The organism is Demequina sediminicola (genome assembly GCF_000975055.1).
Classification (GTDB): domain Bacteria; phylum Actinomycetota; class Actinomycetes; order Actinomycetales; family Demequinaceae; genus Demequina; species Demequina sediminicola.
The window spans coordinates 250398-265831 of sequence record NZ_BBRB01000003.1 but is presented as its reverse complement, the minus strand read 5'-3'; the positions used below and the strand labels follow the sequence as shown (position 1 = coordinate 265831).

The window sequence follows — 15434 nt, the reverse complement described above, 5'->3', positions numbered from 1 at the left end:
TCGCGGCTGATAGTCGACCAGTGTATTGCGGATGCAGGGTCCGAGGCGTGGAACTCTACACGCCAGCGGACCGGCGTCGTCATGGGTGCGGTCCAGTCTGGCAAGACCGCTTCGATGATGGCCGTGACAGCGCTCGCGTTGGACAAGGGAGTCGACTTAGTCGTGATCTTGGCTGGCACGCGCCGCTCTCTTTGGTTGCAGACTCTTGAACGCTTTACTGCGCAGGTGGATTCACACCCAGACAAGTTGCGGCGTCGCACATTGATGCCACTTCCGGCGTTGATCAACGATACGGAGTCAATGCCCGGACCGGCCGATCTGTACACACTGCCTCGGCCAGCAATGAGACAGTCGATCGCGGCGAGGCGGCCCGTCATCGCCGTCACCATGAAGAACACGGCACACCTTGAGCGTCTTTCGAAGCTCATGTCACGGGTTGTGGGCCCTGAAGTGGCTGCCGCTGGGCGTCCGTTCCACATGCTGGTGATCGACGATGAGGCGGATGATTCTTCAATCAATAATCTGATTGACGTTCCTGGTGGCGACGCAGCAACTGTGGAGACTAAACAGATCCCTCGTCGAATTCTTGACCTGTGGCAGTCGCGGAAACAGAATGACCAAACGCTTGACGAGAATTTGTATGCCACATACATGGCGTACACGGCTACACCTCAGGCCAATTTCCTCCAAGAGCAGGACAATGCGCTGGCGCCACGTGACTTCATAGTTGCGCTACGCACGCCCGGATCTCAGGGGCTCCTTGATGTGCGTACTAGCACATACAAGGCACCTGAGGGCGTCAACGCCTGGTACACAGGCGGCGACATGTTCTACAGGATGCTTGACCAGGTTCCACTGTGTGTCGCGAGCACCGACAGCGATGAAGAACTCATTGACGGGGTACGAGCATTTTTGGTCGCTTCCGCGATTCGTCGAATGCGTACGCCTGAGAGAATATCGCCCGCGGAGGCGAAACGGGCTTCATTCGCCTCGTTGGAAGCGGCGAAGCGCGAGCTGCCAGCTGTGGTGAGCATGCTGGTGAACCCGTCCTCGGGTCTCGGCGACCACTTTGACGTCGCCGGGCAGATCCATGCGTGGTCGATGGCAATGGATGCCGAGGAGGCCAAAATGCCCTTGTGGGAGCGTCCCAGCCGTGGCCTCGGTGTCGATGGAATTCGAGCCGACATGGCTAAGAACGCTGCACGTTGGATTCACTGGCTTGAGAACTACCGGCGATCCGCTAACGTAGTCGCTGCTCTACCTGGCGCCGGCGACCGTAATGTTCCGACCGGAGAGCAGTGGCCTGCTGTGAGCAAGGTCATCACTGAGGAGATTGTTCCGGCGACGTCCGTGGCCGTCATCAATAGCGACGACAACGCCGATGAGCGACCAAAGTTTACGCCCGAGTCTATTGACGGTGAGTGGCGGGCTCCAGCAAACCTTTCTACTATTTTTGTGTCTGGGAACGTTATGTCCCGGGGCCTGACGTTGGAAGGGCTGTTGACCACGGTATTCACTCGCAGCGCTGAGCATCCGCTAGCAGATACCCAGATGCAGATGCAGCGGTGGTTTGGCTACCGAGGCGCGTATCTCGACCTATGTCGCGTATTCATGAGGGAAGCGCAGATTGACCTGTTCTCACACTTTCATGACAACGACGAACTCCTGCGTAAGGACATTCTTGCAGCGATGGAAGGCGGGGGGGTCTCCGACCCCCTGATCCTGCAGGGCCGGAACTTTCTCGCGACGGGGAAGATCGCAAACACTAGAGGCGTGAGCCTGTCTCCGGGAAATCGCCACCTCTTTCCACTACTGAACATGCCGCCAGACGACGAAGGCAATCGTGCCGTCGTCGCGGGTCTATTGAGAGAGCCGGGCACCATGGTGGGGCCGCGGGACCATCCGCGAGGCTACCTATGTTCTCGGGCCCTATCGCTGGGTGAGACTGCCGACCTTCTTGACCAGCTTCGCTTTACCGAGCACGGCGCGGACCGCGCCGGCGTGGAAGCATCGCGATGGCAGTCCGCGGCGCGTGCTGCGGGTTTGAATTCGACGACGCCGGAGTTATACCGAGCGCCTACGGTTGACGGGCCTTCCTTTCAGACGAACGCATCGCCATACACAGTCGCAGCGTACCTCCGCTTCTGGGAAGAGGTCCTCAACCGAAAGGTGCCCGGCCTCTACACTACAGATCTCAGGACCCTGAAATGGGGCACTCTCGACGCTAGCGCTCGTTCGTTGCGCACTGCACGGTTCAACGTCGCGGTCCGTTTCGGCCCGGGGGAGCCGGTCACCACCGGCACTTTGGGTGGTCTCCCTGTTTCCGTCGGCACGATGGCACGCACTGTCCATGCTGACCGGACAATTGATCCTGCGTGGGGCTCGCAGAATGGTCCGACTCGCGGTGACGACTTCTTCGATTACGAGGCGCTCGGACAGCAGCCGCGCGCTGCTGCCGATCGAACCCGACTCGTGGGCGAGAACGGACTCATTTTGTTCCACGTCATCGATCGGTCTCCCGACGAGCCGACGATCGCGGTCGGCTACTCAATACCTCGGGGAGGGCCGGACTTTGTCCAAGCGACACGAGGAGCCTCCCATGGCTGAAGCCCGAGACTACACGCTTGATCCTCAGTACGAATGGCTTCGTGAAAAGGTCGAACGGCTCACCCTTGCGAAGGATGGCCACGCGCGCGTTGTCCAGTGGGTCGACAGCGGACACAAACTCGGCCTTTCCCGTGACTCGGGTGGACGTGTTGAGATTTTCTTGGCCGGCCCGCCGCTGCATGCACGGAGTCCAATTGTGCAAAAAGCGACCGACCACGATAACTGGTCATCCAGTGCGGGTGGAGTCGTACGGGCAAGCCGCGTACGGCTTCCCAACGCTCCACACTTCGACCGCGTCGCGGCCTTCATCTCAGCAGAGCTGCTCGCGGCGGGGATCAACGACAATGTTCAGCAGGCATACTCGGATACGGAAGCGCTCATTGCGCTGGCGTTTGAGCGGTCGCGGACCGGTAGTCCTTTCTTGCTTGGGCTCGCCGGCGAACTCCTCTTCCTGCGCGCGATGCTGCTAGCGGCGAGGCCGGGCGAGCGCTCGTACATAGTTGCCGCTTGGAAGGGACCGGGTCGTACGACCCGTGACTTCCAGATGGGCTCCGTTGGTGTAGAAGTTAAGACGACAACGGCCGCCGCGAGCAGACACCACATCAACGGCATCGCACAGATCGAGTGCGGCATCTCCGTCGATGAGGTACCGGAAACTGACCTTTTCCTTCTCAGCGTTGGCCTCAAGTGGCTTGACCTTGACGTGTCTTATGGGGAGTCCCTCCCCGGGCTAGTCGAGAGCATTCTGGCGATGTTGGACGATGCCTCGGACAGGCAAGCCTTCGAGACCGCTGTGGCTGAGTACGGCGATCTGCAAGAACCAGGGGCGCCAGGTGTGGGCTCGCCGGACTGGAAGCGCCCATTTCACACGACCTTTGAACGGCTCTATGACCTCGCCGATGGCAAGATTCACTTGCCGAGTTCGCAGGATCTGGTGGACTATGTTCACCTCGACATTGACTCGCTCCGTTTCAGGATCTCGCTGCCGGATCAGATCGACGGCGACCTCAATCCGCTTGGCTCCCTCGAGTCAGCTGCGAGCAAGGTCCTGGTACTGCTCAGGAAGAGTTGGACGTCGGGCTGAGCGAGCGCGGAACCGACAGTGCCACAGGCGGTGCAAGTTTGGCACGCTCAACTGCTGCAACTAGCGACGAAGGCAGGTCCTCCCTCTCCCGGATTACGTGCTCTCGAAAGACGTGCCAAGCCGCCCCGACCGCAACGCCGTTGCCAGCCTGTTTGTATGACGCAGCATCGCGTTGACTCCCGAAACTGAAAGATGGGGGCAGTCCCTGAAGTCGAGCGGCTTCGTGCGGCGTCAAACGTCGTTGACGTGGTCCGTATATTGACGTCTGGGTAATTGCAACTAGTGCCGGTAGGTAAGTAGGAGGCTTAGCTCGGATGCCGGACGGACGGAAATGCATCACCGTTGCCCAAAGCGACCCCAAGTCGCGAGCTTGCCACTCCAACTTCTTGCGGGAGGTTGGGAAGTCGGCAAACTCAGGGTGGTCAGCAAGCCACGAGTCGATAAGGTCATGATGGTGCTCGTAGAACTTGATGTTCTTGAGGACGATTTGTTGCTTCCAAGCCGGGAGCGCATCGAGTTCCCCGGGGCTAACTTCGGACTCTCTCCGCCATTCGGCGCTCCAAAGCGGGAAGCCTGGCAACTTGGTGCCGTTAATAGCACGGAACCGACGGACTAGGTCATCCCAGGTATTGACCCACGTCTTCTCTGCCTCAGTGAGCTGGTAATCGCGAAGATTGGCAATCGAGTCATCGGAGTCCAAAATCCACTCGGCTTTCCACATGTCCGGTGTCCAGTCATCGACGGGGGCCCGTTTCACTACTGGATCGGGTGTGATGCCCGCGGCAATCTCCCGCTCGACTCGGTCCGCTCCGATGTAAGTCCCAAGGATGAATACGCGATCCCGGATCTGTGGTGTACCACCGCGTGTAGGTGGAAGTAAGTGCGGTGAGAACACGGTAGGGCGGTCCGACACCCGGTAGCCGAGTTCTCGGAGCGTGCGAACGATGGTGAGCCACTCGTACCGGTGTCGGGGGCCTGCAATATTCCGGACATTCTCGAGCATGACGACTGCTGGCCGGCGTTCCTTGATGACGCGAGCGATGTTAAAGAACAGTGTTCCGCGCGTCTCGTCCATGCCTCGTTGTGCACCTGACTTGGAGAATGGCTGGCACGGGAAACCGGCAGCGAGCACATCGTGCGAAGGGACCTCGATAGGCATCGCCTCGTCGTCAGGGGCAGCGGTTGTGATATCCGAGTTGAGGACAGGGCGATCCACTGGTGGCAGAGGCTCAACCCAGTTACTGAAGTAGGTGGCGCTCGCTTCTTTGTCGATTTCTGACACGTAGACACACGTCCCGCCTGCGTGATTCAGCATTGCGTGGAACCCTCCGATGCCAGCAAAGAGGTCGATGTATTCGAATCCTTGGGCGGCAGGGGTAGGCATGCCGTACAGCTTAGTTGAAGTTGCCGCCTTGCGGCTGCCGTAGTTGCGCCGAGCGGCGGCACTCATAGCTTGATCTGAGTTACGCATGGGTTGGATTCCACCACCGGCCTCTGACACTGCCGCACAGGAATACCTGACCCCGTCCCGCACGTTCCCCGTGCATGAGCACAGTAGGCATCATCGGAGCAGGCAACATCGGCACAAATGTGGCCAAGGCGGCTATCGCTGCGGGCCACGACGTGGTGATCGCGAACTCGCGGGGTCCGGAGACGTTGTCAGACCTCGTCGAGGAGCTTGGTAGCGGTCGCGCCAAGGCGGTAACAGTGGAGGATGCGGCGCGTGCGGGTGACTTCGTCGTGGTCGCGATCCCTCTCAAGAGCATTGAGGACCTTCCCAAGGAGCCGCTTGAGGACAAGGTAGTTCTAGACGCGAACAACTATTACCCGCAGCGCGACGGGCGTATCGCGGTGCTCGACGCAAACTTGGCAACCACTTCGGAACTCTTGCAAAAGCACTTGCCGCATTCGCATGTGGTGAAGGCGTTCAATCACATCAACGCGAAGGACATTCCGCGAGACGGACAGCCGGCAGGTACGGAGGACCGCAGGGCTCTGGCCATTGCTGGTGCCGATCCCGGTGCTAAGGCGGTTGCCACGGCATTCCTTGACACCCTGGGTTACGACGCTGTTGATATGGGTGACCTCTCCGAGAGTTGGCGCATCGAGCGCGATACCCCTGGTTATGGGGCAAGGCTCAACGCCGACGAGTTGAGTGAGACACTCGCTGGGACGGAGCGCGTCCACCAGGTGTAGCGGTCGCTAAGCACCGGAATGCAGAGCCGCACCTACCGAATGTCGCACCGTAGTCCTACCCTGGAGGCATGCACCGGGGTTAGTGGTGCTGGCTACTGGGAGGTGCCATGGCGGAGTTGGCCATCGAGACGCACGGTCTCGTTAAAACGTATGGGGAGACGCGCGCTGTTGACGGCGTCGACCTCGCGATCGCGCGCGGGGGCGTGCACGGGTTTCTTGGACCCAACGGCGCGGGTAAAACTACCGTTATTCGTATGTTGTCGACATTGGTGCGGGCCGATGCCGGGACGGGCACCGTATTGGGGTACGACATTGCGTCGCAGGCAGACGAGGTCCGGTCGCGGGTATCGCTGACGGGCCAGTTCGCGTCTGTTGACGAGGACCTCTCGGGCCGTGAAAACCTCCGTTTGATCGCGCGCCTCTATGGCTACTCGAGCAAGGCTGCGACTCGCCGAGTGGATGAGCTTCTAGAAGCCTTCAGCCTGTCCGACGCGGGGGACCGGCAGGTGAAGAAGTACTCCGGTGGAATGAGGCGCCGCATCGACATCGCCGCATCGATTGTCGTCACGCCAGAACTGCTCTTTCTGGATGAACCGACCACCGGGCTCGACCCGCGCAGCCGCAATGAAGTCTGGGACATTGTCCGGGCCATGGTGGACTTCGGCACCACCGTGATGTTGACCACGCAGTACCTCGATGAGGCCGATGCTTTGGCGGACCGCATCTCGGTGATTGACGCGGGCAAGATCATTGCCGAGGGCAGTGCGACCGAGCTCAAAGCGTCCGTGGGATCCGGCACGCTGCACGTCCGCGTGATGGACCGCGATGAGCGTGACCGGGCGCAAAGCATCCTCATGCGTGATTTGGGCGTCAACGTCGAGACCACTAGCGACCCACAAGCGCTGACAGCCGCCATTGATGACCGTGGACGCGTCACCCGTGCGCTGAGCGCGCTCGACGCGGAAGGGGTGGGGCTCGCGCAATTCTCTCTTGGACAGCCCACGCTCGATGAAGTGTTCCTTGCCCTCACGGGCTCGCCGGCTGAGGACTCTGCGAGCGAGCAGGATGAAGCAGCATGAGTACCGAAACCTCCGAGGCTCAGGCGCAGCGGATCACCTCGGCGCTCGCGAACACCGAGCGCCCCGAACGTCCGAGCGCACTGTCGACGTCGATCACCTTCGGATGGCGCGCCCTCCTGAAGATCAAACACGTCCCCGAGCAGCTCTTTGACGTCACCGTGTTCCCCGTTGTGATGACGCTGCTGTTTACCTATCTCTTTGGCGGTGCCATCGCTGGGTCGGTTGACAACTACATCGCCTATTTGGCGCCCGGCATCCTCGTTCAGTCGGTGCTGATGATCACGATGTACACCGGCACGACCCTGCGCACCGACCTCGACAAAGGCGTGTTTGACCGCTTCCGATCCCTTCCGATCTGGCGTCCTAGCGCGCTCGTGGGCATGCTACTCGGCGATGCAGTCCGGTTCACCGTTGCCGCCATCGTGACGTCAGTAGTCTGTCTCTTGATTGGCTGGCGTCCCGCGGGCGGCTTTGCCGGTGTGGTCTTGGGAGTGCTGCTCCTGCTCGTGTTCGCGTTCTCCTTGGGATGGGTGTGGACGTTCTTGTCCATGCTGCTGAGGAGCCCCAACGCCGTCATGGGCGTCGCGATGATGGTGATGATGCCGCTGGTGTTTGCGTCCAACATCTTTGTGGACCCCTCGACCATGCCCGGATGGCTCCAAGCGTGGGTCAACGTCAACCCGGTTTCGCACCTGGTGACCGCCGTGCGCGCACTCATGGACGGTATGTCGCCCGGCGCCGATCTGACTTTGACACTCGTGTGGTCGGTTGCCCTGGTCGCAGTGTTTGGCTCCCTCACGATGTGGAAGTACCGCGACCCGCAGTAGACGCGCCGAACGTCGTTGCCAGGAACAAAAAATTGTCGTGGTAGGTGTCATTCGCGGGTCCAAAAGTGCGGCAAGATTCTCCGGTGACTTCCGCAGCAGATCTGGACAACCGCACCTACTTCCGCACCCTTGACGCCGCGATGGGTGACCTCGCCTTGCCGCTTGGCGCCGTCGACAAGGTTCGCCATGTAACCCGTGACCTGGCGTTCGAGCATGTCTACATTTCACAGGGCCGCGACCACATCGCGCTCGAAGCCCTCGGCGCTGACAAGCCCGTTGCGTACATCACCGATCAGTACATCGCCCTGCACCCCCAGAACGGTCAAAGCGAGTGGATTGAGATCCGTGCAGTCGACAAAGAGGGCCAGGGCGAAGGCGATGGCGCCGATGCCTCGGGCGACTGGGCACTCGACCTCCCGATGGGCGAGGGTACCGACGTGTTCGACCTCGCCGAGACTCTCGCTGCCGAACCCAACCCGGCCCCGGCATCGGCCGCACGTGCGGTGGGTGCCACGACGGTGAGCGGGAAGAAGCGCAAGAAGACCGAGGAGCCCGTCGTCGCGACCTGCGCGAGCTGCTTCACCAACCTCCCGGCAACCGGAGTGTGCGACTACTGCGGCTAAGCCCAGTGAGGGACATCCCACACTAGGGACCTACGTCTCCGTAACCTACGCGCCCGTAGGTTAGGCTGAGTGCATGGCTGAAACTGTGCTCACCTCGCCCGGGCTGGTCGATGTAGACCCGTCGCTGCACCTCACTGCGCTGCTCAATGAGCGCGCCGCCGAGGATTCCGCAGCAGTGTTCGCTGAGATCAAGGATGCTGAGGGCGAATGGTCGTCGGTATCCCTCGTGCAGTTCCGGGACCGAGTCCGTGCAATCGCCAAAGGCTTGATGGCCTCAGGCGTCGCCCCCGGCGACCGTGTGGGCGTCATGGGCAACACGCGCATCGAATGGTCGGAGCTCGACTTCGCGATTCTTGCTGCCGGTGCCATCACAGTGCCGATCTATCCCTCGTCCTCCGCCTCCCAGTGCGCATGGATCATCGAGGACGGCGGCATCTCCGTTGTGGGCGCTGAAGACCTCGAAAACCAGACGATGCTCACGGGGCTAGAGAACCCGCCGGCAGTAGTCGAGCTCACAGGGGAGGGCCTTGATGCACTCGCCGAACTCGGCGTGGATATTTCTGACGCCGACCTTGACGCTCGCACCGCAGATGTCACCATCGACGACATCGCGACCATCATTTACACGTCCGGCACCACAGGCCGGCCCAAGGGCGCGATGCTGACACACCGCAACCTCGTGGAGCACTCCGCCAATGTCTACGCCGACCCGAACTTTGGTTCGTTGGTCAGCGGGCAGAACCGCGTGCTGGTGTTCCTTCCGCTGGCACACGTCTTTGCGCGCTTCGCGGTGATCCTGGGCCTCTACACAGGTTCGGTCATTGGATTCACTCCCAACCACAAGACGCTTGTCGCAGACCTTGCCGCGTTCCAGCCCACGTGGATGCCGTTGGTCCCGCGTGTCCTCGAGACGGTCTACAACCGTGCCGATACCTCGATGACTGGCATCAAGAAGACGCTGTTCCGTTGGTCCGCCAAGGTCTCGCGCGAAATGTCGATCGCGGAAGAACACGGCGGCCCGTCCGCTGCTCTCAAGGCGCGTTACAAGATCGCCGATGTGTTGGTGCTCGACAAGATCCGCAGCTTGCTTGGTGGGCAGCTGGGTTATGTCCTCGCTGGCGGTGCCAAGTTGACTCCCGAATTTGGGCACTTCTTCCGCGGACTCGGCATCAAGATGCTGCAGGGCTATGGCCTCACAGAGACTTCCGCGGCCGTCGGTGGCACGCCTCTGGAGGGTGGAGTCATGGGCACCGTGGGGATCCCGATCGCTGGATGCTCGATCAAGGTCGATGACGACGGAGAAGTCCTGGTAAGGGGCGTCGGCACATTCCCCGGCTACTGGAACGCCCCAGAGGCTACCTCCCAGGTCATGCGCGACGGATGGTTCGCCACAGGTGACCTTGGCGAGATCGTCGATGGCAGCCTGGTGATCACCGGCCGCAAGAAGGAGCTGCTCGTTCTGTCCTCGGGCAAGAACATTCAGCCCGCAATGCTTGAGGATTTCATTCGCTCGCACCCCGCCATTCAAGACTCAGTAGTCGTGGGTGACGGTCGTCACTTCGTCTCTGCCATCGTCACGCTCGACCCCGTCCTCCTGCCGGATTGGCTTGCCGCTCACGACCTTCCCGAGATGGACCTCGAGACCGCCTCAATGAACGAGAAGGTGCGCGAGGCCGTGGGTCGCGCGGTTGCGGCCGCCAACGAGCAGGTGTCGAAGGCCGAAGCGATCAAGGAGTACCGAATTCTTCCCCGCGAGTTCACCGAGGCTCGTGAGGAGATCACTGCATCGCTCAAGGTGCGCCGCAACGTGGTGATGGAGCACTTTGCCGATGTGGTGGACTCGATCTACGCGAAGAAGCCGGGCAAGAGCACCCCGCCCGCGAGCAAGGCATAATGAGACGCACTCGCCCACCAGCGCGAACCGGGCACTCCAAAGACCCATGCACGGCTTGGTGGGTGCCACGGACACCCGCGCCCGCGAGACGCGGAGCTAGAAGTCCATGACGAACTGGTAGCGATCACCTCGGTACACGGACCGTGTGTATTCGGCAGTGCGTCCTTGCCAATGAGACGTCCGCACATTGTGGAGTACCGGGGCACCTGCGCGAATCCCGAGCAGTTCTGCGTCTTCCGCTGAGGCGGTTCTTGCGGAGATCACCTGCCGCCCTGCGCTAAATACGATTCCGAACTGCGATCGCAAGATCTCATAGAGCGATCGTTCAGAAACATCGATCTCCACTAGTCCGCTCGCTAGATCGGCGGGAAGGTGCACGTTCTCGATTGCGATAGGAACACCGTTCGCACTTCTGAGCCGCTCAAAGTGAGTCACAGGGGAACCCCAAGGCACATCCAAGCGCGCGGCGATCTCATCGTCTGCGGAAACAACGCCTTGACTCAACGTGCGGGCGCCAGCGGACATCGCCCTCTGCTCCATGTCCTTTGTGAATGAGGACAGTTGTAGCGGCATTTCTAATGCAGGGCTGCTGACGAATGAACCCAGTCCGGCGACACGGTCAATCTGGCCGGTCTCGGCAAGGTAGGTAATCGCGTGTCGGGCAGTCATGCGCGACACGCCAAACTGCTCTGCGAGCTCACGCTCAGATGGGATCTGATCACCGGGTTTGTATTGGGAGGGGATCGCGTCTGTTAGCACGGAGGCGAGCCATCGGTACTTTGCCACTCGCGGTGGTGGCGATCCTGGCGACGGCACGTTGAGATCTTCCATGGCGCTAGTGTTCAGCCTCGCATTCTGTTCAAGAATCATTCCCGGGGCGCTGCTGCGTTGAGTGCCCAGAGTCTAGTGTCTCGACGAGATGTCCGTACCGTTCCATGTAATCGTCGTTGGTGTCGGAGGTCTCTGATGTGTTCGCGCTGCGCCATAGGGGCACATTGGGATTTCTCGCAAGCAGTTCAACCTCGAGGAGGTTCCAGCACAACACGTTTGCCATGGATGATCCCGGCGCTGTACGCGCGCTGTCAAGGGGCCACATCGCGTCACCGGGCGGCACACAGGTGTCGAGGACCACGTCGGCGATCTCGTACAACTTTCTGTTTGCCCGCCTCGGCGCTTCCATCGAGGCGCTCTTCGACGTGACAGCGATGACTGGAAGGCCTGCCTCCTGTGCCCGTTGGGCGACTTCGACGACCGCTGGATTTACTCCACTGGTGGAAAAGATGAGGACAGCATCGCCGCTCTGCCAAGGAACTCGATCAAAGAGGCTTGTGCCGAACCCTGGTTCACGCTCAGCGACGGTGGAGCCTCGCGCGTCAACCAATGGCAGTAGGTGTTCGTGCCACAACGGCCTCACGAACGCTGGGCCCCCGGCGCGGTAGAACGTCTCGAGGACAGCCGCGAGCGAGTGCCCCGCTCCATACGTATGGACGATTCTGCCGTCGTCCGCGATCTTCGCGAGTATTCCGGCCGCGGTGGAGAGTGCCACGCCATTTCGCTCAGCAATGCGGTCGATGAGATGGTGCACGGTCTGCAGGTATGTGTCCGAGCGGGTCTCAGATGTCATTCTCAACCGCCCTTGACAAAACCGTGGCAACTTCGGCCGCGGTGAGCGAGTCACGCAACTGGTTCGCCAGTCCATCTCGCAGTGCTTTGGCTAGGACACCTAGTGCGCCGACGTGCGCGTCGCTGTCCGGTGTAGCCAGTGCAAAGACCACGTCGACTGGGTCGTTTGTCTCGTGGCCGAACCGTACCGCCTCGCGCAGCAAGAGTACTGTGATGCCCAAGCCCTGAGCCCCTTGTTCCGGGCGTGCGTGCGCAATCGCGATCCCAGGCGAGAGAACAATGTATGGCCCGTTGTCCTTCACGGATTGCACACATGCGTCGGTGTAATCTGCGCTCGCCACCCGCAGGTCCTCCAGGAGTCGGCTGGCGCCCCGGACTGCGTCCTCCCAGTTGTCGACGCGGTGAGCCACCTGAGCAGTGGTCGCGATGGCCGCTACCTGGCGCTCCATTACAGCCACCCTTCGTCAGAGAGCGCCTGGCGCAATTGACTCTCAAGTGCTACGTCGTCGACGAAGTCCTCGACGACGATTTGGATCGTACCGATCCCTGCGAGGTCTGCCACGTGCATTCCTTGACCCACCAGGACGTCTGGGTTCTGGCTTACTGCAGATGAGAGATCTGTGTGGCTTACAGTCGCCTTGAGCCCGAGTCGGTCGAGGGCGGTCTCGCAAGTCATGCGGAGAATGAGGCTGGTGCCCATTCCTAGACCACAAACGGCTAGTACGTTGAGCTCTTCTGGTCTGGTTGACATGTTTTCCTCTCGCATCCGGCTATGCCGGGGTTTGTGTTGTTGCTTCGTGGTCCTGAGTGTCTGAGTTGTGCGCCGTGCGTCGACCAAGTGCAAGGAGAATCGCGACGCTGATGACGGCCACGATGCCGCCCACGGCCCAGATCGCTCCGGTGCCCAGGGGGGACAGGAGTTCGCTGAGGCCGGTCAGGGCTCCGCCGACGAAGTACCAATCTGGATCGGCGAGCGTCGCTAGCTCGGGGGCGGTGTCTGACCACAGGCCCCAGAAGATCCACTGGCCAAACGCCAGGATCAGCCCGTTGATCACGCCGCCGAACACTGCTCCACGCCATCCCGCGACCGCGTTTCCGAACACACCTGCTGCGCCGCCGCCAAAGAAGAGCATGATCATGGGAGGGACGAGCACGAACCAGCCAGTCCATGCAAAGACACCCATGAGAAGTAGGAACATCAACACTGATGTGATGAAGCCGACGATAACGGCGGTTGGCGCTACAGGAAAGACAACGGGAATGTCGAGCGCTGGCTTGGACCCCTTGAGGAGCTTGTCGGAGATGCCCTTGAATGACGGAACGATCTCGGCCAGGAACATGCGCACACCGAAGAGCAGGATCGCAATACCACCTGCGAATGCCAGGGCCTGCATGACGCCCCATACGACTGCAGGGTCGCCATCGGTCACGGATGCAACAGTCTCCGGGTCGGCAAAGCCCAGCGCCGTCAGCAAGATGGCTCCAACAATGACCGCAGTGGCGACGTTCATGTCTTTGAGGAACGAGATCGACTTAGGCAAGTTGAGTCGTTCGGTGTCGTGCTTCTTCGGGTCGCCCAACTTCAATGCTTTGGCACCGTAGCCTGTGAGTACAGCAAGGGTCGAAGTGGTGTGAGCGAGGCCAAACTTCGAGTGGCCCATTGCGCGGCGCATGAGTGGGTCAATCCACAGCGGCTGGAGTGTCATGTAGCAAGCGAGAACCAGCGAACCCACGGTGATGAGTGCCAGACGGTCTACGTCCGCAAAGACCTCGACAAATGTGGCGGCAATCACGATGCTCATCCACAGCATCAGGTGTCCAGTGAGGTAGACGTATCGGGCGGCCTTGAACACCGCGACCAGGAGAAGGTGGATCGCAAAGCCTCCCGCGATGATCAACGGGGCCACGGATCCAGCGCCTGCCAAGAAGTCGTCCAAGGTGGAAGTCGAACTGGGAGCATCGAGCCCCACGGCGCTCGCCACAATGGTCTGAAAGCTTGATAGTCCTCCAACGAATACGTTGATACCGAGCGTCATGATCACGATCCCGATCGCGGCACGGAGGGTGCCGCCAACCACGTCGCCAAACGGCTTGCGTTGCAGCAGAAGGCCGATGAGAGCGATCAGTGCAATGAGGATCGGAACCTGGCTCAGCAAGTTCTCCGCGATCCACGTCATTACTTCTTGGAACATCCTCGTTCTCCTTGCGGTATAGGCCACTCTATGTCGGTGTGAACCATGATGGATCGCGTGCATGGGTCTTGTCAAGGATTCGATGAGGATGCAGTGGCTTCCGGCTTCACTACGTGCTGTGCCGTGTATGTACGGCGATGGCCGAAGGTCCGCGGATAGGCTGGCGACATGGACGTTTCGCCGACTGTGACCGCGGCCGATTATGCGCTGATACGCAACCCAGACGCAGCATCGCCGACTCAACGCACCGCTGCCATGGAAGCTCCCGCGTTCGGCATGGTCTTTACCGACCACATGGCACGCGCCACGTGGACTCTCGACGGCGGCTGGGCTGACCGCCGCATCGTACCTTTCGAGAACCTGTCCCTGCACCCAGGTGCCACCGTGCTGCACTACTCGCAGCAAGTCTTTGAAGGCCTCAAGGCATACCGCTGGGCCGACGGCTCCACACGCCTGTTCCGACCTGAGGGAAACGCGCGACGCATGGCAGCATCGGCCGCCCGCCTCGGCCTACCCGCCATCACGGAGGAGGACTTCCTTGCCTCCGTCGAAGCGCTCCTGAGTGTTGACGGCGATTGGGTGCCGTCTGAGGGTGAATCGAGCCTGTACCTGCGTCCGGTCATCATGGGAACGGAAGCTTGCCTGGGTGTCCGCCCGTCACAAGAGGTCGAATACCTGCTGATGGCCTGCCCCGTCGGTGCCTATTTCAGCGGGGGAGTGAGGCCGGTCTCCATCTGGGTGGCCCAGGGTTTCCACCGCGCAGGCGAAGGCGGCACAGGTCAGGCCAAGACCGGCGGCAACTATGCCGGATCACTAATGCCCCAGCAGCAGGCGCAGGACAACGGCTGCGACCAAGTGCTGTTCCTCGACGCGCGCAAGGACAAGTACATCGAAGAGCTCGGTGGCATGAATGTGTTTGCTGTGCGCCGAGACGGAACCATCTGGACCCCGCGCGTGACCGGAACCATCCTCGAAGGCGTGACTCGCGCATCGGTCATTGAACTGCTACGCACCGAGGGCCGCGAGGTGATTGAGCGCGACATCTCACTCGAAGAACTCCGTGCCGGCATCGCTGATGGTTCCGTCGTGGAACTGTTTGCCTGCGGCACTGCGGCAGTGATTACACCGATTGCCCGATTGGTATCGCCGGACTTCGATGAACTGGTGGCGGACGGCGGCCCCGGAGCGCTCACCATGCACCTGCGTGGCCGGCTCACTGACATCCAGTACGGCCGCGCCGACGACGTTCACGGATGGATGCGTCGCGTTAACTAGCGGAGCACGCCCGCTCACTGTGAAGGACAGAGAA

14 protein-coding genes are annotated in these 15434 nt (G+C 60.9%); 8 read left to right on the top strand and 6 right to left on the bottom strand.

All coding sequences use genetic code 11. The features are described from left to right. The first annotated feature begins 81 nt into the window (after nucleotides 1–81). The gene (locus AOP79_RS08350; RefSeq protein WP_152648070.1) at nucleotides 82–2607 is read left to right on the top strand and encodes a Z1 domain-containing protein; all 2526 of its coding nucleotides are present in this window, start codon (nucleotides 82–84) and stop codon (nucleotides 2605–2607) included. Then, nucleotides 2600–3691, top strand: coding sequence for a PD-(D/E)XK motif protein (locus tag AOP79_RS08345; protein ID WP_062072485.1), 1092 nt, complete (start codon nucleotides 2600–2602; stop codon nucleotides 3689–3691). The genes AOP79_RS08350 and AOP79_RS08345 overlap by 8 nt, the downstream gene beginning before the upstream one ends. Here the strand turns inward: AOP79_RS08345 and dcm are convergent. Beyond that, on the bottom strand, nucleotides 3666–5162 hold the full coding sequence (dcm, locus tag AOP79_RS08340; RefSeq protein WP_236683333.1) for a DNA (cytosine-5-)-methyltransferase: 1497 nt from the start codon (nucleotides 5160–5162) through the stop codon (nucleotides 3666–3668). The two genes, AOP79_RS08345 and dcm, sit on opposite strands and share 26 nt — an antisense overlap. Nucleotides 5163–5236: 74 nt before the next feature. Here dcm and AOP79_RS08335 point away from each other — a divergent pair, with 74 nt between their 5' ends. The 5 genes from AOP79_RS08335 (at nucleotide 5237) to AOP79_RS08315 (ending at nucleotide 10310) form a co-directional block, all read left to right on the top strand. After that, nucleotides 5237–5887, top strand: a complete 651-nt coding sequence (locus AOP79_RS08335; RefSeq protein WP_062072483.1) for an NADPH-dependent F420 reductase — start codon at nucleotides 5237–5239, stop codon at nucleotides 5885–5887. Nucleotides 5888–5994: 107 nt separating this feature from the next. Further along, nucleotides 5995–6966, top strand: coding sequence for an ATP-binding cassette domain-containing protein (locus AOP79_RS08330; protein WP_062072481.1), 972 nt, complete (start codon nucleotides 5995–5997; stop codon nucleotides 6964–6966). Next, nucleotides 6963–7793 (top strand): ABC transporter permease, encoded by an 831-nt coding sequence (locus AOP79_RS08325; RefSeq protein ID WP_062072480.1) that lies wholly within the window; start codon nucleotides 6963–6965, stop codon nucleotides 7791–7793. The genes AOP79_RS08330 and AOP79_RS08325 overlap by 4 nt, the downstream gene beginning before the upstream one ends. Nucleotides 7794–7876: 83 nt before the next feature. Next, nucleotides 7877–8416, top strand: a complete 540-nt coding sequence (locus tag AOP79_RS08320; protein WP_062072478.1) for a hypothetical protein — start codon at nucleotides 7877–7879, stop codon at nucleotides 8414–8416. A 73-nt stretch (nucleotides 8417–8489) separates the two neighbouring features. After that, a complete protein-coding gene (locus tag AOP79_RS08315) occupies nucleotides 8490–10310 on the top strand; it encodes an AMP-dependent synthetase/ligase (RefSeq protein WP_062072475.1) in 1821 nt (606 codons plus the stop codon). A gap of 96 nt (nucleotides 10311–10406) precedes the next feature. Here the strand turns inward: AOP79_RS08315 and AOP79_RS08310 are convergent, their stop codons facing one another. From AOP79_RS08310 to ulaA, 5 genes are read right to left on the bottom strand one after another with little or no spacing between them, the layout of a single operon-like run. Then, the gene (locus AOP79_RS08310; RefSeq protein ID WP_062072472.1) at nucleotides 10407–11141 is read right to left on the bottom strand and encodes a GntR family transcriptional regulator; all 735 of its coding nucleotides are present in this window, start codon (nucleotides 11139–11141) and stop codon (nucleotides 10407–10409) included. 28 nt (nucleotides 11142–11169) lie between these two features. Next, the gene (locus AOP79_RS08305; RefSeq protein WP_062072470.1) at nucleotides 11170–11934 is read right to left on the bottom strand and encodes a sugar isomerase domain-containing protein; all 765 of its coding nucleotides are present in this window, start codon (nucleotides 11932–11934) and stop codon (nucleotides 11170–11172) included. Then, nucleotides 11924–12382 (bottom strand): PTS sugar transporter subunit IIA, encoded by a 459-nt coding sequence (locus AOP79_RS08300; RefSeq protein WP_082093476.1) that lies wholly within the window; start codon nucleotides 12380–12382, stop codon nucleotides 11924–11926. Before AOP79_RS08300 ends, AOP79_RS08305 begins: the two co-directional genes overlap by 11 nt. Continuing rightward, nucleotides 12382–12684: a PTS sugar transporter subunit IIB gene (locus tag AOP79_RS08295; RefSeq protein WP_062072468.1), complete on the bottom strand. Its 303-nt coding sequence runs from the start codon at nucleotides 12682–12684 to the stop codon at nucleotides 12382–12384. Before AOP79_RS08295 ends, AOP79_RS08300 begins: the two co-directional genes overlap by 1 nt. Before the next feature lie 19 nt (nucleotides 12685–12703). Further along, nucleotides 12704–14125 carry a PTS ascorbate transporter subunit IIC gene (gene ulaA / locus AOP79_RS08290; RefSeq protein ID WP_062072466.1) on the bottom strand — a complete coding sequence of 474 codons (1422 nt, stop codon included), beginning with the start codon at nucleotides 14123–14125 and terminating at the stop codon, nucleotides 12704–12706. Between the two features lie 168 nt (nucleotides 14126–14293). Here ulaA and AOP79_RS08285 point away from each other — a divergent pair, with 168 nt between their 5' ends. Continuing rightward, nucleotides 14294–15400, top strand: coding sequence for a branched-chain amino acid aminotransferase (locus tag AOP79_RS08285; protein WP_062072463.1), 1107 nt, complete (start codon nucleotides 14294–14296; stop codon nucleotides 15398–15400). Nucleotides 15401–15434: the final 34 nt, after the last annotated feature.

Coding starts and splice junctions, on each gene's coding strand:
- AOP79_RS08350 (WP_152648070.1), top strand. CDS start 82: ATGGGTGCGGTCCAGTCTGGCAAGACCGCTTCGATGATGGCCGTGACA.
- AOP79_RS08345 (WP_062072485.1), top strand. CDS start 2,600: ATGGCTGAAGCCCGAGACTACACGCTTGATCCTCAGTACGAATGGCTT.
- dcm (WP_236683333.1), bottom strand. CDS start 5,162: ATGCGTAACTCAGATCAAGCTATGAGTGCCGCCGCTCGGCGCAACTAC.
- AOP79_RS08335 (WP_062072483.1), top strand. CDS start 5,237: ATGAGCACAGTAGGCATCATCGGAGCAGGCAACATCGGCACAAATGTG.
- AOP79_RS08330 (WP_062072481.1), top strand. CDS start 5,995: ATGGCGGAGTTGGCCATCGAGACGCACGGTCTCGTTAAAACGTATGGG.
- AOP79_RS08325 (WP_062072480.1), top strand. CDS start 6,963: ATGAGTACCGAAACCTCCGAGGCTCAGGCGCAGCGGATCACCTCGGCG.
- AOP79_RS08315 (WP_062072475.1), top strand. CDS start 8,490: ATGGCTGAAACTGTGCTCACCTCGCCCGGGCTGGTCGATGTAGACCCG.
- AOP79_RS08310 (WP_062072472.1), bottom strand. CDS start 11,141: ATGGAAGATCTCAACGTGCCGTCGCCAGGATCGCCACCACCGCGAGTG.
- AOP79_RS08305 (WP_062072470.1), bottom strand. CDS start 11,934: ATGACATCTGAGACCCGCTCGGACACATACCTGCAGACCGTGCACCAT.
- AOP79_RS08300 (WP_082093476.1), bottom strand. CDS start 12,382: ATGGAGCGCCAGGTAGCGGCCATCGCGACCACTGCTCAGGTGGCTCAC.
- AOP79_RS08295 (WP_062072468.1), bottom strand. CDS start 12,684: ATGTCAACCAGACCAGAAGAGCTCAACGTACTAGCCGTTTGTGGTCTA.
- ulaA (WP_062072466.1), bottom strand. CDS start 14,125: ATGTTCCAAGAAGTAATGACGTGGATCGCGGAGAACTTGCTGAGCCAG.
- AOP79_RS08285 (WP_062072463.1), top strand. CDS start 14,294: ATGGACGTTTCGCCGACTGTGACCGCGGCCGATTATGCGCTGATACGC.